Source organism: Pseudoalteromonas sp. S3178 (genome assembly GCF_005886985.1).
GTDB lineage: Bacteria > Pseudomonadota > Gammaproteobacteria > Enterobacterales > Alteromonadaceae > Pseudoalteromonas > Pseudoalteromonas carrageenovora.
Window position 1 is genome coordinate 96,342 of the sequence record NZ_PNCW01000024.1, and the last position, 18,518, is coordinate 114,859.

Consider the following 18,518-nt stretch of genomic DNA (forward strand, 5'->3'; position numbering starts at 1 on the left):
GCAAAGGCTAAACTCGCTGACAAGCAACTAGAACACACACATCAGCCTTGCCGCTCTTCACACCTATCCCAATAGGGCACACTAACAACACACAATTAAAGAGGTCTAACATGGACTTTAACTTATCAGAAGATCAACAAGCCTTTGCAGGAACTGCACGCCAATTTGCCGAATCAGAACTTGCCCCACATGCAGCAAAGTGGGATCGCGAGCATATTTTTCCTAAAGATACGATTAAAGCCGCAGGCGAGCTTGGTTTTTGTGGTTTATACACGCCAGAGGAAGCCGGCGGCCTTGGGTTATCACGTTTAGATTCAAGCATTATATTTGAGCAGCTTGCTATGGGCTGTACTGCTACAACGGCCATGTTAACTATTCATAATATGGCGACGTGGATGGTGGCAAGTTTTGGTACCGACGCAGTTAAAGACACATACGTAGAGCAATTAGTAATGGGCGAGCTACTTGCCTCTTATTGTTTAACAGAGCCGGGCTCAGGCTCAGATGCGGCATCACTAAAAACAAAAGCCGTACTTGAGGGGGATGAGTACGTTATTAACGGCTCAAAAATGTTTATATCGGGTGCGGGCGAAACCGAAGTATTAGTGGTAATGGCTCGCACTGGTGGCGAAGGCGCAGCGGGTATTTCGGCATTTGTAGTACCGGCCGATGCACAAGGTGTTGAGTACGGAAAAGCAGAAGAAAAAATGGGTTGGAACGCACAACCAACACGCTTAATTAGTTTTGAAGATGTGCGCATACCTGCGCATAACTTATTAGGTAAAGAAGGTGAAGGCTTTAAATTTGCAATGCAAGGCTTAGATGGCGGGCGCATTAATATTGCAACGTGCTCAATTGGTACAGCACAAGCCGCGCTAAACACGGCAAAAGAGTACTTAAAAGAGCGCACTCAATTTGGTAAGCCACTGGCTGCGTTTCAGGCTTTGCAATTTAAAATTGCAGATATGAATACCGAACTTGTAGCTGCGCGCCAAATGGTAAGGCTTGCGGCATTTAAACTTGATACCGGTGATTGCGAAAAAACGACTTACTGCGCCATGGCTAAACGCTTTGCGACGGACGTTGGCTTTACCGTGTGTAACGATGCACTGCAAATTCATGGTGGTTACGGTTACATAAAAGAATACCCGCTTGAGCGCCATGTACGTGATGTGCGCGTTCATCAAATTTTAGAAGGCACTAACGAAATTATGCGCGTAATTATAGCGCGCCGTATTTTAGCTGAATCTGCAAGCGACGTTTTATAAGGAGCAAGTTATGTCACAATCAAAGCCGAGTATTGAGCTAACAACCGAAGGCCATGTTGCAATTTTAACTATGTCTAACCCGCCAGCTAATACCTGGACAAAAGACACCCTAATAGATTTAAAAAATAAAGTTAACGAGCTAAACAATAACAAAAATATTTATGCCTTAGTGCTTACTGGCGAAGGCGAAAAGTTTTTTAGCGCCGGTGCCGATTTGAACGTATTTGCCAGTGGCGATAAAGGCGTTGCCGCTGATATGTCGCGTGTTTTTGGTGAAGCATTTGAAGCACTAACTAATTTTACAGGGGTGTCGGTTGCGGCCATTAATGGTTATGCCATGGGCGGCGGGCTAGAAGTTGCCCTTGCCTGTGATATACGCATAGCAGAAGAGCAAGCACAAATGGCACTGCCAGAGGCAAAAGTGGGTTTGTTACCGTGTGCTGGTGGAACACAAAATTTAGCATGGCTTGTAGGTGAAGGCTGGGCAAAACGCATGATTTTATGCGGCGAGCGCTTAAAAGCCGATAAAGCCCTGCAAATTGGCTTAGTAGAAGAAGTAGTACCACAAGGTGAAAGTTTTGCAGCGGCGTTAAAACTTGCCAACCAAGTAAGCGAACAAAGCCCAAGCTCTGTTTCTGCATGTAAAACATTAATTCAAAAAGGGCGCCATCAACCTATGGCAAGCGTATTACCACTTGAGCGTGAATTGTTTGTTGGTTTATTTGATACACAAGATCAACAAGAGGGTGTAAATGCCTTTTTAGAAAAACGTCGTGCTAATTGGGTAAACGGCTAATGAGTAACTTAACGTTATTAAATAATGCAGACGACCCCGTGCTATTTGAAACGGCAACTGCAGCAAACGGCAGCTTAATTGGGGTTATTACACTCAACGTACCAAAAGCATTAAACGCACTTAATTTTGACATGATCAAATTACTAGAGCCGCAGCTGCGCGCTTGGCAAGACGATGATGCAATCGCAATGGTGTTGTTAAAAGGCGCAGGCGATAAAGCGTTTTGTGCTGGTGGCGATGTAGTTAGCCTTCATCATGCAATGGCGCAAGGTAAACCCACAAGCCTAGTTGAAGAGTTTTTTACTCTTGAGTACAAACTTGATTACCTTATTCATACCTTTGATAAACCAATCCTTGTTTGGGGTAACGGCATAGTAATGGGGGGCGGTTTAGGCCTAATGGCAGGTGCTAGCCACCGCGTAGTAACCGAAACGTCGCGCATTGCCATGCCAGAGCAAACCATAGGCTTATACCCAGATGTAGGGGGCAGTTACTTTTTACATAAAATGCCACACAGTGTAGGGCTATTTTTAGGGTTAACGTCGGCTTCTATTAATTGTGAAGATGCGCGCTTTGTATCGCTTGCCGATCACTTTATCGACAGCACTAAATATGATGACATGCTAGCGCAAATTTTAGCTGCTAAGTGGGGCAAAACTGCAAGCTTAAATCATGAGCGTTTAACTAAATTATTAACCGATTTAGATAACCAATCTGCCCGTATGCCAAAAGGTAATATTAAAGCTAACTTAGCAACCATTCAAAAATTAGCTGAATTTAATACACTACAAGAACAGGTTGATTATATTTTAGGCCTAACTACTGACGATAAATGGCTGCAACGTGCTCAAAAGTCACTTAAGCATGGCTGCCCACTAAGTTGTGCACTGGTTAGTGAACAATTAAAAGCCAGTAAAGGCCAAAGCTTATTAGCGTGTTTTAAAATGGAGCTGGGTATGTCTGTACGCGCTGGCGAAGTTGGTGAATTTCAAGAAGGCGTAAGAGCGTTATTAATAGATAAAGACGGCGCGCCAAATTGGCAATACAAAACACTGAGCGATGTACCACAAACAATAATAGAGAGCTTTTTTGCTAATCGTTTTGGCAAAAACCACCCACTAAATGGCTTACACACGCCATCACACACATAAAGGAAAGACGATGACTAAACTCAATATTGGTTTTATCGGCTTAGGTAATATGGGCGGCCCAATGGCGGCTAACTTAATTAAAGCCGGCCACAGTGTTACGGCATTCGATTTAAACCAGTCGGTCTTAAATGAACTTGTAAGCAAAGGTGCACACGCAGCTGAAAATGCAAAAGCATGTGCAACCAATGCCGATATACTTATTAGTATGTTACCAGCAAGCAAGCATGTTAAATCGCTCTACTTAGGTAATAACGACGACAGCGGCTTAATTAACGTGCTGAGCAAAAATACCCTAATTATTGATTGCTCAACAATAGATGCAGAGTCGGCCCGAGTGGTTGGTAGCGCACTTGGCGAGCAGGGCATTAGCTTTGTAGATGCACCAGTATCGGGCGGCGTTGCAGGCGCAGCGGCTGGCACGCTTACGTTTATAGTTGGTGGTAGTAAAGCCGCGTTTAATACAGCACAGCCAATACTCAGTGATATGGGTAAAAACATATTCCATGCAGGCGATATTGGCGCAGGGCAAGTTGCCAAAATATGTAACAACATGCTGTTAAGTATTTTAATGGCAGGCACCAGCGAAGCACTACAAATGGGCATAAATAACGGCCTAGATGCAAAAGTACTTAGCGACATAATGACCGCAAGTTCTGGCCGTAACTGGACGCTTGAGCTATACAACCCGTGTCCAGGTGTAATGGATACCGCACCTGCTAGTAACGATTATAAACCAGGCTTTATGGTCAATTTAATGGCTAAAGATTTAGGCCTTGCCATGGAAGCTGCGCAGCAAAGTAATTCATCAACCCCAATGGGGTCAATGGCTAAAAACTTATACACTATGCTTCAGCACCAAGGTGCAGGCAGTGATGATTTTAGTGCCATTTTTAAACTGTTTTCTAAGTAGGAGCAAGGCGTGGAAATTAAAAATAACACGGTAGTAATAACCGGTGGCGCACAAGGCTTAGGCTTTGCAATGGCGCAAAAGTTTGCACTTATGGGCGCTAACATTGCACTTATAGATATGGCGCAAGAGTTATTAAACACAGCGTGCGAGAAACTAACACAACTGGAAGGTGTATCTGGCACTATTAAAGGCTACGCTGCAAACGTAACAAATGAGAGCGAAGTAGAAAACGTATTTAATACCATTAATAGCGATTTTGGCCACATTGGTGTGCTTATAAACAACGCCGGTATTTTACGCGACGGCATGTTTATTAAAGCCAAAGACGGCAAAGTGGTTAAAAAAATGTCCCTTGAGCAATTTCAATCAGTGATTGATGTAAATCTCACTGGCGTATTTTTATCAGGGCGCGAAGCGGCAAGCCACATGATTGAATCAGGCAAAGGCGGCGTAATTGTGAATATGTCGAGCGTAGCGCGCGCAGGTAACATAGGCCAAACAAACTACGCGGCATCAAAAGCAGGCGTAGTGGCACTTACCACCACATGGGCTAAAGAACTTGGCCGCTTTGGTATACGCGTAGGCGCTATTGCACCAGGTGTAATAAGCACCGCCATGACCGACGCCATGAAACCCGAAGCCAAACAACGTATGCTTGCAGTCACACCCGTAGGGCGCTTAGGCGAAAGCGACGAAATTGCCCATACTGCACAATACATAATCGAAAACGACTTTTTCACCGGCCGCGTGGTTGAAATAGACGGCGGTATTCGTTTGTAAACCGAACTGAATTAAGGTTGATTTAAAAAGCATGGCGCTTGTGGGCTGTGCTTTTTTGTTTTGAATAGGGAAGTTTATAATCTTGAAAAAGGGCTAACAACCCCGTTAGCACCTTGTTGTAGTACATGGGTATATATTTGCGTAGTACGTACATCGCTGTGTCCTAGTTGTGTTTGTACTGTACGTATATCAGCGCCGCTTTGCAGCAAGTGCGTAGCAAATGAGTGGCGCAAAGTATGTGGGGTAACATGTTTATTTATATTTGCATCAAAAGCGGCTTTTTTAACAGCGCGTTGTAATTGCTTTTCATCAATATGATGGCGCCTTAATTGTTTACTCTCGGGATCAAGACTTAATTTATGTGATGAAAATAAATATTGCCAGCCCAGCTGCTTATTATGATTTGGATATTTTTTACGTAACAAATGCGGCATGTACGCACCGCTATACAAAGGGTTTTTAAGATCTAATTGTAGATAACTATCAACTAATTGTATCTGAGAACGTAATTGCGGTGTGAGCTCTACGGCAAGGGTTACAACACGATTTTTGCCTCCTTTGCCATCCCAAATTCGGATGCAGTTATAGTCAAAGTCAATATCGTGTACCCGTAAACGTAGTACCTCCATTAATCGCATACCACTGCCATAAAGTAATCCACAGGGTAAATAATGCTTTGCAGAGCACACTTTAAAAAAATTATTTATTTCTTGCTGCGTTAAAACTACCGGTAGTTTAGTTGCTCGTTTGCTCTTAATAAAACCTAATGATAATGAGAGTGGCTTTTTAATCACTTCTTTAAATAAAAAGCTCAACGCATTTAAGGCTTGTGTTTGAGTGTTAGGAGCAACATTTTGTTGGTTGACTAAGTGATTTAAAAAAACTTCGACCTCATTATCTCCCATCGTTGTTGGGTGCCTCATAGAGTTAAAACGAATAAACGAAGCTATCCAGTATAAATACGCTTTAATGGTACTTTTAGCATAACGCTTTAGATACATTTGTTCGGCTATCATAGCTAAAAAAGGTGATTTCATGATATGAATCCTTAGTGAAAGGTAACTGTATATATAGACAGTGCTTGTTGTTTTGTCCAATATTACTGATCTCCACCATTTTGGTGCATTTTCGCACAGACTAAAAATAACTCTTAGTTAACTAATTGTTTACAGGCGTTTATTTGATGGTTAAGATAAATGCATTGTAATATATGGACATTTGTCGGTTTATAAAACGACAAATGTCGTAGACAAAATTGTTAACTGGTTATCACAAGGATTGGTATGAGTCGAAATAGTCAGCAAAAAAGAGCCAAAAAGAAAGCTTTAAAAGTTAAAGTTGCTAATCAAAAAGCTGAGAGACTGAGAGTTAAGATGAATACTATTGCAACTATTTACCTTGATGAATCAGGAAACACAGGCTCAAACCTATTAGATGAAAATCAGCCTGTATTCTCTCTAGCTAGTTGTAGTTTTACTGAAAAGGAAGCACAACTACTAAGTGATTTAGTGGGAAGCCAATCTGAACATGAAATTCATTTCAAAAGGTTAAAAAGAAGAAAGCCCGGACAAGACGGAATAATTCGTCTTATGAAACATGCACTAATCAACCCAGACAATATTAAAGTTAATATATTTCATAAACGATTTATGATCACGTCAAAAATTGTGGATACGTTAATAGAACATATGCTCCATATGCGTGGTGAAGACTTATATCTTAATGGTCAAAATATTGCTCTTTCGAACATGCTTTTCTATTGTTTAGAATCCTTCTGTGACGAAGCTAAAGTCACAGAAATGTATCGTAAATTTGTTCTAATGATTAAGGAAAGAACACCAGAAAGTATTTCAGTCTTTTATTCCTCAGTTACAGAAGTAAAAGAGTCATCTTCACAAGAGAGTTTTAAATCTTCGATTGATCAAATACTGGAAACTGAAGGTTATATAGATGGAGCTTTAGCTAATATTGATAAAACGACTCTAGACCCTTCAATACCAGCTCTTTTCGCACAATGTGTGCAATGGGCACAGTCATTCCCTAGAGGATTTCATTTGATCCATGATGACTCCCATACTGTTGAACAACAAAAATTATTGTTTGCACAATTCATGGATTGGACGCAAGAGACAATAGAATATGGATATGATAGGCGAAAATTTGGCTTACCGTTGAAAGGTAAGTCATTAAAGTTTGAAAGCTCTCACGATCACCTTCAATTACAAATAGCTGATATCATTATAAGCTCCTTTACGCATTGGGCTACAGGCTTATTGAAAGGTGAAACAGAAGAATATTTATTTGTTGAGCTTAATAAATTAAATCTTGATAGGTTTATCGGTCATAATAAAATTTGGCCAACACCTGATGTTGATCCAAAAGACTTAGGTACGGTTCATGACGGTGGTTTAAATGCTGCTAATCATATTCCAAGTTATCTTGCAAAAGCCACTCCTAACCCTGAAGTAGCAACCAGTTAACAAGTCGTTTAAAAGGACAAAAAACAGTTGGCTTTTGCTCCTTCGTCGCTAATTTTAGCCAACAATTTTTTGCCTCTTAACGAGGCGTTATATGTTTAAGGAATGTTTCGAGCATGGATGAAAAGTTTGAAGAAGTAGTAGATCAGTACTTAGAAAAGGCAATTGAAATTGAAGCTGAAACTTCAATGCCTCAAGCTAGCTCATCAATGTTATTTGCAACAGCTTGCTACAATGCCCAGAGTATTCTTGATAAATCCTCTGCAAAAAACCTAGAAGCTAATATTGCTGAGTATATTGAAATGTATGAGGATATGCTTAGGAACTCAATTGAGCATTATTCTAGTAAATAAACATATAACAAACGCATCAATATGGACGTTGCTCTTCACCCGTTTTAGTGGACACCTCCTCATCACTTTGAGGAGGCTAAAATGCCTAGATATACCCAACCTAGAAAGATATGGTTTTACCCCGTTAATTTCAAAATCAAAGCAGTCGAACTAAGCTTACGAGACGATGTCATGTCAAAGGACGTTGCCGAGGCGCTAGATATTCATCCGTTAATGCTTAGTCGTTGGCGAAAAGAGTATAGAGAGGAAAATTAACAAGACATCCATCCAGAAATTAACAAGACACCCACCCTAAATTTTGCTCTTTTCAAAATAAAAGACTACGTTTTGGTTAGTGCAAAAAATAAGCAGAGTGTCTTATGGCAATCGCAAGAAAGCGTCAAGTAAGTTTGGTTGATACAAAATACTATCACTGTATTTCACGGTGTGTTCGTCGTGCATTTTTATGTGGGGAAGACCGTTTTACTGGTCAATCTTACGAGCATCGACGAGGGTGGATTGAAGATAAGTTGCTTGAATTAGCTAAAGTATTTTGTATTGATATATGTGCTTATGCCGTAATGAGTAATCACACCCATTTAGTACTGTATGTAGATGATAAGAAAGCAAATAGGCTGAATGATAAAGCGATTGTTATTCGCTGGCATAAACTCTGTAAAGGCACCGTACTTACGCAAAAATATGCACAAGGTGAAAAGCTAAGTAAAGTTGAACTCATCTTTTTCAATCAAACGGTTATACAATACCGCGAACGCCTAGCGAGTATCAGCTGGTTTATGCGGCTATTAAATGAAGACATTGCGCGCAGAGCAAATAAAGAAGATAACTGCACAGGACGATTTTATTCGCTGCCATCCATGGCGCTCACCCTTCGGGCCGCTTAAGGCGTTCAAAGTTGTTCCATACAACTTTGTGGGAAGGTAGGTTCAAATCTCAAACATTATTAGATGAAGCCGCACTTGCAGCGTGTATGGCGTATGTAGATTTAAACCCTATAAGAGCTAAAATGGCTAACATACCAGAAGAGTCAGACCATACCAGTGTGCAAAATCGAATTACAAGCGCGGCAGTTGGTAAACAACCTAAGCAGTTACTCCGATTTGCAGGTATGCCACGTCAAGTTATGCCTAAAGGGCTCCCATTTGAGCTTAAATCGTACCTTGAACTCGTTGAGCTAACAGGACGAATAATACGAGAGGATAAACGCGGGCATATTGATAACATGCCCCTACTTTTGCTAGAAAGGCTTAATATATCCCCAGAAAACTGGTTAAAACTCACCACACAATTTACACGCGTATTTTATGGTGCAGTAGGCAGACCCACTTCACAAATAAGTTACTGTGAAAATTTAAAGCGCAAACGGCGTTCAAATATTAGCAACTGCGAAAAGCTACTCGCATAAATCAAAAACCACTCAGTAAAAGTTAAAACTGAAATTTTGCAGTTATTTTCATGCGTGTAATTCAGGTTTAATAACGCCAATAACTTATTTATTAGATGAAATGAAAGTGGCCCAAGAATAAAAGATAAATTTTGAACGTGATTGGCAAACTTAGTGCACAGTTTTGTTTGTTAAATTAAAATGGGTGTCAAGTTTGGTTACTTTGTGTGGCAACTGTATTGCCTTGTTCATAAAATAGAAAAGTTGCAAAACACGATGCATTAAGGAGGGGAAGCCCTTTTACCCTAAATTAAAGCTACTCAACCAGCCGCAACCCCTTCCAAAACGCCAATTAAAACAATATCAAACACTTTTTTATATTCTGCGTAAAATTACAGTAATCAATTGAACGAATATAGGAACTCAGCTATGGTTTGTTTATCAATAAAAATAAATAAAAACGAGTTAATCTACAGACTCGTTATGTTGCTCATGAAGAATGTGAGCTATTCTACTCAAAATAAGGATTTTTTATGAGTTTATTTAAATTAGTTAGTTTATTGATCAAGTTTAGCTGTTTGTTCTTGCTTTTAAGTGCCCCAAAATATCTTCTCGCTGAAGATAAAGCCTACCCTCAATTTAGCGGTTATTCACCTAAATCTAAGTTAACAATAAACTTTGAACCTGTGAACATATTATTAGAATCGAATGTTCTTGATATGGGGCCATCTAGAAGAATAAATGCTAAACTTGAGGTACCTCCAATAGGTACTAAGTTAAGAAATGTTTTCCCTAGAGCTACCCATAATGAAAGTAACAGATTCACATATGAGTTGATAAAATCTCCTAAACAAAAAAGTTTAGTCAATGATGTTAAAAAATATTTAGAATCATTGCCCGAGAAAAACAACCTTAATTTATATTCAAAACAAGAGCAATTGGCCTATTGGCTTAATCTTTATAATATTACTTTAATTAACGAAATTGTTAAGCGGTATCCAATAGTTAATTTAGAAAAAATATTAACTGGTCCTGACTCACTATTGGATAAAAAGCTAGTAAATATTGGTAGTCTTCAGTTGAGTCTCAGTGACATACAGTATGGGATTTTAGATAAAAACTATAGAAAAGAACCTTTAATAATTTATGGATTATATCAAGGTTATATCGGCAGCCCAAATATCAATAAAAAAGCTTTTTCAGGTAAAAATGTATATAAATTATTAAAAAATAATGCAACAGATTTTGTCAATTCGAATAGAGGTACAAACATTGATTCTCTAAATAGTTTAGAGGTCTCTAGTTATTATGCTAGGAATGCTGATTATTTTCCTAATTTTAGCAATGACCTCAAACTTCATCTGTTGCAATTTGCTGATGAAACAACCCAAGAAATAATAAATAAGTCGGATAAAATTGAACCCATTATAAATAATTGGGCAATTACTGATCTATTTGGAAGTAAAAGAGTCTTTGGTGGGGCCATGTCTACTAACTCAGCAGCATCAATAGGAATTTCAAGAAATTATGCATTGACCGATAAAGTCACTAAAGACGCGAACACAGGTGGAAAGTTCAGACTTTCACCTAGAGAAATAACCAGGTTAAAGGAGTTAATGAAAGTAAGAGCTAAGAATTACGGTGAGACATCCGTAACGATAACAGACCTAGAATTACAAGGTGAAAACTAAAATTTACAATGTATGAACAGTAGCTCAGTATGATGAGAAAAAAAACAAAACAAACAAGGCACCAACCTTAAATTTTGTACTTTACTCAATTAGAGGCTAGCTTTTTTTAGTGTGAAAAATAAGCAGAGTTTCTTATGGCTATTGCAAGAAACGTCACATAAGTTTGGTTGATACAAAATACTATCACTGTATTTCACGTTGCGTGTGACGTGCATTTTTATGTAGCGAAGACCAGTTTTACTGGTCAATCTTACGAGCATCGCAGAGAGAGGGTTGAAGATAAGTTACTTGAATTAGCTAAGGTATTTTGTATTGACGTGTGTGCTTATGCCGTAATGAGTAATCACACCCATTTAGTGCTGTATGTAGATGATAAAAAAGCTAATGGACATTTAATCAATTAATACATTACCCAGCTCATTGCTTAAAAATAGATCGCTCATTCGTAAATGATCTTTTTTCAGAGCGCGAGGCACGTAACAAAATGGTGATGATCATCCAAAGTTTGGCCAAGCTTTACGATCTTAGAGTGATTGCTGAAGGTGTTGAAACCGAATCACAAATGACTTACCTCAAAGAACTCGGTTGTGATTGGGCGCAAGGCTACTATTTATCGCGGCCACTATCTTGGGATGATTTTTGCGCGTTACTTAAATCTTAAATAAACAACCTGATATGATTATTAAACAATAGGTTACAAGTTATGTTGTATTGTTGGTTAGTGTTAGTGCAGCGTGGGTACTTTAGTAATTTGCATCTATTTTAAATCTAATTAGAAAACAAGGAATGTATATGAATCAAGTAAATAAAAAAGCAATCATTAAATTTGAAATGTCAGAAACAGGGCACCAAATTGTTAATGCTAAAATTAATGGCAAGCCTTTGCGCTTAATTTTAGATACAGCCGCAGGCTCGTGTGTTTTAGATAAAGCCTGCCTTAATGATTTAAACATTATAGAAACACTAAGTGATGAAAATGCGGCGGGTTTAGGTACATCTGAGCATGTAATGGGAAATATTGAGGTTTCAGAAATTGAATTAGCTGGCGATGTATATAAAAACCCGAGCTTTGTATCGTTAAATCTTGACCATGTGCAAGTTGCAGGTGGAGAAGAGGGTGTACATGGTTTACTTGGCTCGCCTTTTTTTATTCAGCACAAAGGCGTTATAGATTTTGAGAATCATACGCTTGAGCTTTTAAAGAGCTAGTTATACTTAAATGAAATATAAATTAATTAAATTTTAAATACGTACACAATTATTCTTTAACTTAGTGGAAGGTTGTATAACTTTTAAATTAAAGAGCTTAGACAGAAATAAAGTTAATATCCTATTGTTTGTGTGTTTTTTGAACTTTTTATATTCTTAAATATCAATTGTTTAAGCTTGCATGGTTGGTTTAGTAAAATTTTCTATATTTACAAGCATAATTTATACGTGTAGAATTTTTAATGCTTTATTACTATTTTTACTAAATAACAAAGGATATGTTTATGCACTTGTATAAGGAACAATTTTTAGAAAAGCATGATTACCCAAGAGTTTCTAAGCCATCTAAGGTTTTGATTATCGCTTCTACAGAGCGTTGTGGAAGTCATATGCTTGGCCATGCATTACATAATACCAATTCGTTCGGTTTTCCTTTGGAATATGCAAACCCTGCAAACCTAAATAAATGGAAAGAAAAATTACAGATAGATGATTTTTTTGAAGTCATTGATGAACTTCAGCAAAGAAGAACATCACCAAATGGGGTTTTTGGAATTAAACTCCACTATCAACATATTGAACAGTTTGGTGGGTTTGAGAATTTAGTTAAATATTTTCCAGATGCATATTATGTTTTATTAACGAGGGAAAACGTATTAAACCAAGCAGTCTCTTTATCAATTGCCAGTCAAACTGGAGTGTGGATTTCTGGGCAGCAACCTGTGACAGAAAACCCTGAATATGATTATTCAAGTATTGATGAAAGTCTTAAAAATATTATAAAAAACAATTCTTCTTGGCGATATGCTTTAGCAGCTAGTGATTGTAAATATATAGAAATGAACTTTGATAATGTTAAGAACAACTTAAATAATACTATTTCTGAGATTGCTGACTTTATGGGGATCAGCGTTAACAGCGAAGATATTCCTAAAGATCAGGTTACAAGTAAACAAAGTAATAAGTTAAATGAAGAGTGGGCAGATCGTTTTTGCTCTGAATTTAATTTATCAAGCCAGTTAATTCCCGAGCAAAAACCTAAATTAATTAAAAAGATTAAGAAAAAGATTAAGAAAACGTTTTCATAATCTTGTAATTTGATTAATTAGTTAGGCTATTCAATACTTTTTAAAGTAACCACATATCTAAGTTATTAGTTTATCCATTGTGTTTATTACTCGCTTTAAACACAATGGATCAATTTTGATTTAAATATTACTATTTTGTTTTAACAGCTCTTTTCTTACTATTTCAGCACCTTTAGTTAGTGCATTGAGCTTACCATTTGCGACTTTATGAGAAAGCGGAGCCATGCCGCAGTTTGTACAAGGGTAGAGTTTATCAGCATCTACAAACTGTAGGGCTTTGCGTAAAGTGGCGGCTACCTCTTCTGGTGTTTCTATTTCATTGCTGGCAACATCAATAGCACCCACCATTACTTTTTTACCGCGAATGAGTTCTAGTAAATCCATCGGTACATGCGAGTTGTGACACTCTAGTGAGATAATATCAATATTCGATTGCTGTAATTTAGGAAAAGCTTCTTCGTACTGACGCCATTCACTGCCGAGTGTTTTTTTCCAATCGGTGTTGGCCTTTATGCCGTAGCCGTAACAAATATGTACTGCGGTTTCGCATTTTAGCCCTTCAATTGCGCGCTCTAAACAGGCAATGCCCCAATCGTTTACTTCATCAAAAAACACATTAAACGCGGGCTCATCAAATTGGATAATATCAACGCCAGCGGCTTCTAGCTCTTTGGCTTCTTGGTTTAGTATTTTGGCAAATTCCCACGCTAGTTTTTCGCGGCTTTTGTAATGGTCGTCATACAGTGTGTCTATCATGGTCATTGGGCCAGGTAACGCCCATTTAATAGGTTGGTTAGTTTGCGAACGTAAAAACTTAGCGTCTTCTACAAACACGGGTTTTTGGCGGCTAACAGGGCCCACTACGCTTGGTACACTGGCATCGTAACGGTCACGTATTTTTACCGTTTTACGTTTTTCAAAATCAACACCGTTAAGGTGCTCTATAAATGTAGTTACAAAATGCTGACGTGTTTGCTCACCATCGCTTACTATATCAATGCCTGCTTGCTGCTGGTCGAATAATGATAAGCGTAAGGCGTCGTGTTTACCTTGGATTAATTCATTTGCTTTTAATTTCCAAGGGGACCAAAGAGTTTCTGGCTCTGCAAGCCATAATGGCTTTGGTAAACTGCCTGCTGTAGATGTAGGTAATAAAGTTTTCATAATAAGTGATACCGTATAATTTAATTAAATTTAGATGTTTACCGTTGTAAATTGCTCAAGCGCCGATTGGTATGGTTTTATAAAGTGCTCTTCTGCAAACTTACCTTGCTCTGCAGCTAATTTACTGCGCTCATCTCTATCGTAAATAATTTGTGTGAGTGAATGGTCAGCATTTTTTAAATTAGGTTTGTAAGCTTTACCAGCCGTAGCATTTGCGTTGTAAATTTCTGGGCGATAAATTTTTTGAAACGTTTCCATGGTGCTAATAGTGCTTATTAGCTCAAGGTTGGTGTAGTCGTTAAGTAAATCCCCAAAGAAAAACAAGGCAAAAGGCGCAGCGCTATTTGCAGGCATAAAGTAGCGAACCTGTAAGCCCATTTTCTTAAAGTATTGCTCTGTTAGCGAAGATTCGTTTGGTTGGTACTCAATACCTAAAATAGGGTGCTCGTTTGCTGTTCGGTGATAAGTTTTGTTATCAGACACACTTAGGCATATTACCGGTGGCTTTTTAAAGTTTTGCTTGTATGTACTTGAGTTCACGAACGATTGAAACAACTTACCATGCAACTCACCAAAATTATCAGGAATACTAAACTGTGGTTTATCTTTATTGTGTTGCTGTAGTAGCACGCTAAAGTCGTAGTCACGAACGTAAGACGAAAAGTTGTTACCAACAATGCCTTCTATGCATTTGTTTGTTTTGTTATCTACTATGTTGGTTTTAAGAATTTCTATTGATGGAAAGCTTTGGCTATTTTCATCTAAGCCAATATCTACAGAAATAATTTCGAGTTCGATTGAATAACGATCTGCCGTTGGGTTATCCCAATTAGCTAGCGTATTAAAGCGGTTATTGATCATGTTAAGTGCTTTGCGCAAGTTAGATTGACGGTGCTCGCCACGAGCTAAGTTTGCAAAGTTAGTTGTAATACGAGTATTTGTTGATGGCGTATAGTGCTCATCAAGGCGCTGACTTTTAATATTAAAGGTTAAGTTTTTACTCATGATGTTGGTATCCAATTTTTATTTAAAGGCAAAGCCATTGTTTTTAAAAGTGGCTGCTGCTTAGCTATAAAGTAGAGGCTAGCTAAGCGCTGTTCGATGGGTAATTTATACGTAAATTGTGCCTTAAATAAAAACGGTATAATTTCACATAAAACATGAGATTGATTCATTTATAAAATATGGCTTAGCGCTCGCACCTAAGATAGGCTGAAATCAGGTATGTAAGTTAGCTGATAGGGTTAGTATTTATAGCGGTTTAGATGTCTAGATGGTTTTGTTGCGGTAATTTCATGTTCGGTATGAGTAATATTCAGGGCTCTGTTTTATAAACTATGTAATGTGTAAAAAGTCAGGTTATCTATCTGTTGTTCATCTACACTTAGTTACACTCGTTTACTAACTTCTTAATAATAAAGTACATTGTGTACGCATAAGTAAATAGATGAACAAATTAAAAAACCTTATCACCCAGTTTATAAGTGCAATGCAAAAGCGCCCTGGGTTATTAGCTGTGATGGCGTTTTGCTCTGGTGTAGCAAGCTATGTCATGGTTGACAGGAAGGAGTCGTTTTCGCAGGTTATTGCTATTGTGTTATTGATAAGCTGGCTTTGGCTAATTATAGATAATTGGCTGCGCGAAAAAGTAGAAGAGAGGTTTGGTGTAGCGGTATCGCCTAACGTAATGCGTTTTGCACTGCAAATGGTGCAACAAGAGAGCTTGTTTTTTGCGTTACCCTTTTTTTTAGCGGTTACGCAGTGGGATCATCCACAAGCAATTTTTACATCCCTTATTGTTTTGTGTGCCGTAGTGTCGGTTATCGACCCGCTTTATTACAAAAAATTAGCTAGAAATCGGACACTATTTAGCGTGTTTCATAACTTTGCATTATTTGTAGTATTGCTTGTAACACTGCCCATTTTATTAAACCTGACGACTACCCAAAGTTTGGTAATTGCACTAATTACGGGTGTTATTGTTACCTTGCCAAGTTTAAACAACTTAATGCCTAATGCACGCTGGTGGCGTTTTCCTATTTTAGTTTTAATTTTATGTGCTTTTAGTGCCAGCGTTTGGCAGTTACGCAGCTTTGTGCCACCGGCAGCCCTTAGATTAACCGATATTACGTTAGCGCACGAAGTCGACTTACAACATAAAAAGCCTGTAGGTAGTATTAAAACGCTTGATTTACACACCTTACACCGTGAAGGTTTATACAGCTGGACTGCGGTTAAAGCACCACGGGGTTTAAACGAAAAAATACTTCATGTGTGGATACATAATAAAAAAGAAGTCGATAGAATTACCCTAAATATTAATGGCGGGCGTGAGCAAGGTTATAGAGCGTGGACACACAAAGTAAACTTCCCAAGTGATGCAACGGGTAAGTGGCAAGTAAAGGTAGTAACAGAATCAGGGCAGTTAATAGGTCTAACCAAATTTATTGTTACATCTTAATTATAGTAATAGATTTGTAAATGAATAAATATTTGATAGGCTATTTTTACAGTGTTCAATGGATGAACGTTATGAGTTTGGCATTTGATGTGTTTATTTGGTTAATGATAGAGACTATTTTAGGTTTTTTAATTTACTCAACAGGTTGCGCTATTTTGAAAATAGTTACCTTTGGTAAGTTTAAAAGCGAAATTACCGATTATGTATCGTTTAAGGCGAATAAAGCCAAAGATGTTTACTTAATTTGTTTACTCGGGTTTAGCTTTTATGTTCTGTTAATTGGCTTTATTGCTTACATGAGCCACTAACTTATACAAACCACATGAAACAAAATAGATTTTTGATTGCAGCGAGTGCTTTGAGCTTTATAGCCTCGCTTTTACATGTAGCGTGTATTTTTGGCGGGCCTGACTGGTATCGCTTTTTTGGTGCTGGTGAACAAATGGCTCAACTGGCAGAGCAGGGAAGTACCTATCCAACTTATGTAACTTTAGCTATTGCAGTTATTATTGCTATTTGGGGCTTATATGCGCTCTCTGGTGCAGGCGTTATCTTAAAACTGCCACTATTAAAAACTGCCTTGGTATTAATCACCACTATTTATTTAGTGCGCGGTATTGCGGGATTAATCATTCCTTTTTTAACTACAAGCCAAATAATTCACCACAACTCTATTAAATTTTGGATTATAAGCTCGATTATTTGCTGCATTTATGGGTTATTTTATTTATTTGGCACCCTTAAATTATGGCGAACGCAAATGTATCAACGCTAATTTCCCCTAACTCTTATACTCAAATTATTAACCACAAATAGCTTATTTTTATTGCTCATTTTTATAATGGGCAATACTATGTGCGACTATTTTTTACGCGTATATTTTTTCGCTTTAGGTGTTATATAAATGAATAAAACGCTATTGAGTACTTTGCTTACAGCTATGCTTTGTGCATCTTTTTTAGTTAAAGCGCAGACCCAAGACGTACCTGCACTTGAGCCTGAATTAGGTGTTGGCGGAAATATTAAGCTCGATGAGGCTAGTACAGCGTATATTGATGACGGTGTTGATTTTCACGTGCATCCACTTTGGGAAAGTAGATATATCAGTGAGGGCCGTGACAATTTAGCGGGCAAAGGCATTGTCTCAATCGCATCTGAATTTAATTATAATGCAATAGCTATTATTCCGTGGCTTGCAAGGGGTGTTGATAGCGATTATACCGAGTTTAACTTAAATGCGATTTACGCAACTCAGTTATTTAATACCGTTGATATGTTTATTGGTTATAACCATTTAAGATCACGTGAAAATGCCTCTAATGATCATGACAATGAGGTTAGCTTAGATTTTTCGTACTTTTACGATGATAAAATTCAGATCACTAGCAGCGCATATTATTCGTTTGATTCTCAAGGTACATTTATTGAGCTTGCAATTAGTAAAGGCTACGAGATAAATGAAGCTGTCAGCATTGATCTTCAAACGGGGGTTGGGTTTAACGCAGGTTATGTAAGTGACGGCCATAATGGTATAAACAATTTTAAGCTTACCGCTAATGTGTCGTATCAAGTTATTAAGCAGCTTGAAGTATACGCATATAGTAGTTACACCATGGCAATCAATAAAAACGCTGAGCGCTTTGTAGGTGATCAAACATTAAAAAATTTGTTGTGGGCTGGTATTGGTCTTAGCTATCAATATCGTTGAAAGTTAGCAGCACAATAAAACGATTGTGCTGCTTATAAATAAGCTTCCTTTAAAATTAAGTGTATTAGTTCAGACAAG

18 protein-coding genes and 3 pseudogenes are annotated in these 18,518 nt (G+C 38.1%); 18 read left to right on the forward strand and 3 right to left on the reverse strand.

Annotated features, from left to right (window positions below; translation table 11 throughout):
* The first annotated feature begins 110 nt into the window (after positions 1-110).
* The 5 genes from CWC11_RS06715 to CWC11_RS06735 are packed head-to-tail and all read left to right on the forward strand — an operon-like array spanning position 111 to position 4,905.
* The gene (locus CWC11_RS06715; protein ID WP_138682080.1) at positions 111-1,268 is read left to right on the forward strand and encodes an acyl-CoA dehydrogenase family protein; all 1,158 of its coding nucleotides are present in this window, start codon (positions 111-113) and stop codon (positions 1,266-1,268) included.
* A 10-nt stretch (positions 1,269-1,278) separates the two neighbouring features.
* Positions 1,279-2,064: an enoyl-CoA hydratase gene (locus CWC11_RS06720; RefSeq protein ID WP_138682081.1), complete on the forward strand. Its 786-nt coding sequence runs from the start codon at positions 1,279-1,281 to the stop codon at positions 2,062-2,064.
* Positions 2,064-3,215 (forward strand): enoyl-CoA hydratase/isomerase family protein, encoded by a 1,152-nt coding sequence (locus CWC11_RS06725; protein WP_138682082.1) that lies wholly within the window; start codon positions 2,064-2,066, stop codon positions 3,213-3,215. The genes CWC11_RS06720 and CWC11_RS06725 overlap by 1 nt, the downstream gene beginning before the upstream one ends.
* Before the next feature lie 10 nt (positions 3,216-3,225).
* Positions 3,226-4,125, forward strand: coding sequence for a 3-hydroxyisobutyrate dehydrogenase (gene mmsB, locus CWC11_RS06730; protein ID WP_138682083.1), 900 nt, complete (start codon positions 3,226-3,228; stop codon positions 4,123-4,125).
* Between the two features lie 9 nt (positions 4,126-4,134).
* Positions 4,135-4,905 (forward strand): SDR family oxidoreductase, encoded by a 771-nt coding sequence (locus CWC11_RS06735; RefSeq protein WP_138682084.1) that lies wholly within the window; start codon positions 4,135-4,137, stop codon positions 4,903-4,905.
* 74 nt (positions 4,906-4,979) lie between these two features.
* Here the strand turns inward: CWC11_RS06735 and CWC11_RS06740 are convergent, their stop codons facing one another.
* Complete coding sequence (locus tag CWC11_RS06740) at positions 4,980-5,942, reverse strand: integron integrase (protein ID WP_138682085.1); 963 nt, start codon at positions 5,940-5,942, stop codon at positions 4,980-4,982.
* Between the two features lie 246 nt (positions 5,943-6,188).
* Here CWC11_RS06740 and CWC11_RS06745 point away from each other — a divergent pair, with 246 nt between their 5' ends.
* The 9 genes and pseudogenes from CWC11_RS06745 to CWC11_RS06785 all read left to right on the forward strand — a co-directional run bounded on the left by CWC11_RS06745 (position 6,189) and on the right by CWC11_RS06785 (position 13,107).
* Positions 6,189-7,385, forward strand: coding sequence for a DUF3800 domain-containing protein (locus tag CWC11_RS06745; protein ID WP_138682086.1), 1,197 nt, complete (start codon positions 6,189-6,191; stop codon positions 7,383-7,385).
* 113 nt (positions 7,386-7,498) lie between these two features.
* Positions 7,499-7,735 (forward strand): DUF3144 domain-containing protein, encoded by a 237-nt coding sequence (locus CWC11_RS06750; RefSeq protein ID WP_138682087.1) that lies wholly within the window; start codon positions 7,499-7,501, stop codon positions 7,733-7,735.
* An 81-nt stretch (positions 7,736-7,816) separates the two neighbouring features.
* A pseudogene (locus CWC11_RS06755) lies at positions 7,817-7,981 on the forward strand (transposase); the annotation flags it as partial.
* A gap of 113 nt (positions 7,982-8,094) precedes the next feature.
* Positions 8,095-9,140 (forward strand): annotated as a pseudogene (locus CWC11_RS06760) (transposase).
* Positions 9,141-9,652: 512 nt separating this feature from the next.
* On the forward strand, positions 9,653-10,810 hold the full coding sequence (locus CWC11_RS06765; RefSeq protein ID WP_138682088.1) for a DUF547 domain-containing protein: 1,158 nt from the start codon (positions 9,653-9,655) through the stop codon (positions 10,808-10,810).
* Between the two features lie 118 nt (positions 10,811-10,928).
* Positions 10,929-11,193, forward strand: a pseudogene (locus CWC11_RS23590) (transposase); the annotation flags it as partial.
* Between the two features lie 47 nt (positions 11,194-11,240).
* Complete coding sequence (locus tag CWC11_RS23595) at positions 11,241-11,471, forward strand: EAL domain-containing protein (protein ID WP_249330682.1); 231 nt, start codon at positions 11,241-11,243, stop codon at positions 11,469-11,471.
* A 131-nt stretch (positions 11,472-11,602) separates the two neighbouring features.
* Entirely contained in the window at positions 11,603-12,019 is a 417-nt protein-coding gene (locus CWC11_RS06780; protein WP_138682089.1) for a retropepsin-like aspartic protease, read from the forward strand.
* Positions 12,020-12,303: 284 nt separating this feature from the next.
* On the forward strand, positions 12,304-13,107 hold the full coding sequence (locus CWC11_RS06785; protein WP_138682090.1) for a Stf0 family sulfotransferase: 804 nt from the start codon (positions 12,304-12,306) through the stop codon (positions 13,105-13,107).
* A 120-nt stretch (positions 13,108-13,227) separates the two neighbouring features.
* On the opposite strand, the gene CWC11_RS06790 is transcribed toward CWC11_RS06785, so the two are convergent.
* Entirely contained in the window at positions 13,228-14,271 is a 1,044-nt protein-coding gene (locus tag CWC11_RS06790) for a methionine synthase (protein WP_138682091.1), read from the reverse strand.
* A 30-nt stretch (positions 14,272-14,301) separates the two neighbouring features.
* Positions 14,302-15,276, reverse strand: a complete 975-nt coding sequence (locus CWC11_RS06795) for a DUF1852 domain-containing protein (protein ID WP_138682092.1) — start codon at positions 15,274-15,276, stop codon at positions 14,302-14,304.
* Positions 15,277-15,718: 442 nt separating this feature from the next.
* Here CWC11_RS06795 and CWC11_RS06800 point away from each other — a divergent pair, with 442 nt between their 5' ends.
* The 4 genes from CWC11_RS06800 to CWC11_RS06815 all read left to right on the forward strand — a co-directional run bounded on the left by CWC11_RS06800 (position 15,719) and on the right by CWC11_RS06815 (position 18,440).
* A complete protein-coding gene (locus CWC11_RS06800; RefSeq protein WP_138682093.1) occupies positions 15,719-16,732 on the forward strand; it encodes a DUF5924 family protein in 1,014 nt (337 codons plus the stop codon).
* Positions 16,733-16,752: 20 nt separating this feature from the next.
* Entirely contained in the window at positions 16,753-17,040 is a 288-nt protein-coding gene (locus CWC11_RS06805; protein ID WP_249330680.1) for a hypothetical protein, read from the forward strand.
* Between the two features lie 14 nt (positions 17,041-17,054).
* A complete protein-coding gene (locus tag CWC11_RS06810) occupies positions 17,055-17,507 on the forward strand; it encodes a hypothetical protein (RefSeq protein ID WP_138682094.1) in 453 nt (150 codons plus the stop codon).
* A 129-nt stretch (positions 17,508-17,636) separates the two neighbouring features.
* A complete protein-coding gene (locus CWC11_RS06815) occupies positions 17,637-18,440 on the forward strand; it encodes a hypothetical protein (RefSeq protein ID WP_138682095.1) in 804 nt (267 codons plus the stop codon).
* The last annotated feature ends 78 nt before the right edge of the window (positions 18,441-18,518 follow it).

Bases quoted from the DNA above. Each gene is read 5' to 3' on its own strand.
- CWC11_RS06715 (WP_138682080.1), top strand. From the start codon at position 111: ATGGACTTTAACTTATCAGAAGATCAACAAGCCTTTGCAGGAACTGCA.
- CWC11_RS06720 (WP_138682081.1), top strand. From the start codon at position 1,279: ATGTCACAATCAAAGCCGAGTATTGAGCTAACAACCGAAGGCCATGTT.
- CWC11_RS06725 (WP_138682082.1), top strand. From the start codon at position 2,064: ATGAGTAACTTAACGTTATTAAATAATGCAGACGACCCCGTGCTATTT.
- mmsB (WP_138682083.1), top strand. From the start codon at position 3,226: ATGACTAAACTCAATATTGGTTTTATCGGCTTAGGTAATATGGGCGGC.
- CWC11_RS06740 (WP_138682085.1), bottom strand. From the start codon at position 5,942: ATGAAATCACCTTTTTTAGCTATGATAGCCGAACAAATGTATCTAAAG.
- CWC11_RS06745 (WP_138682086.1), top strand. From the start codon at position 6,189: ATGAGTCGAAATAGTCAGCAAAAAAGAGCCAAAAAGAAAGCTTTAAAA.
- CWC11_RS06750 (WP_138682087.1), top strand. From the start codon at position 7,499: ATGGATGAAAAGTTTGAAGAAGTAGTAGATCAGTACTTAGAAAAGGCA.
- CWC11_RS06765 (WP_138682088.1), top strand. From the start codon at position 9,653: ATGAGTTTATTTAAATTAGTTAGTTTATTGATCAAGTTTAGCTGTTTG.
- CWC11_RS06780 (WP_138682089.1), top strand. From the start codon at position 11,603: ATGAATCAAGTAAATAAAAAAGCAATCATTAAATTTGAAATGTCAGAA.
- CWC11_RS06785 (WP_138682090.1), top strand. From the start codon at position 12,304: ATGCACTTGTATAAGGAACAATTTTTAGAAAAGCATGATTACCCAAGA.
- CWC11_RS06790 (WP_138682091.1), bottom strand. From the start codon at position 14,271: ATGAAAACTTTATTACCTACATCTACAGCAGGCAGTTTACCAAAGCCA.
- CWC11_RS06795 (WP_138682092.1), bottom strand. From the start codon at position 15,276: ATGAGTAAAAACTTAACCTTTAATATTAAAAGTCAGCGCCTTGATGAG.
- CWC11_RS06800 (WP_138682093.1), top strand. From the start codon at position 15,719: ATGAACAAATTAAAAAACCTTATCACCCAGTTTATAAGTGCAATGCAA.
- CWC11_RS06805 (WP_249330680.1), top strand. From the start codon at position 16,753: ATGAATAAATATTTGATAGGCTATTTTTACAGTGTTCAATGGATGAAC.
- CWC11_RS06810 (WP_138682094.1), top strand. From the start codon at position 17,055: ATGAAACAAAATAGATTTTTGATTGCAGCGAGTGCTTTGAGCTTTATA.
- CWC11_RS06815 (WP_138682095.1), top strand. From the start codon at position 17,637: ATGAATAAAACGCTATTGAGTACTTTGCTTACAGCTATGCTTTGTGCA.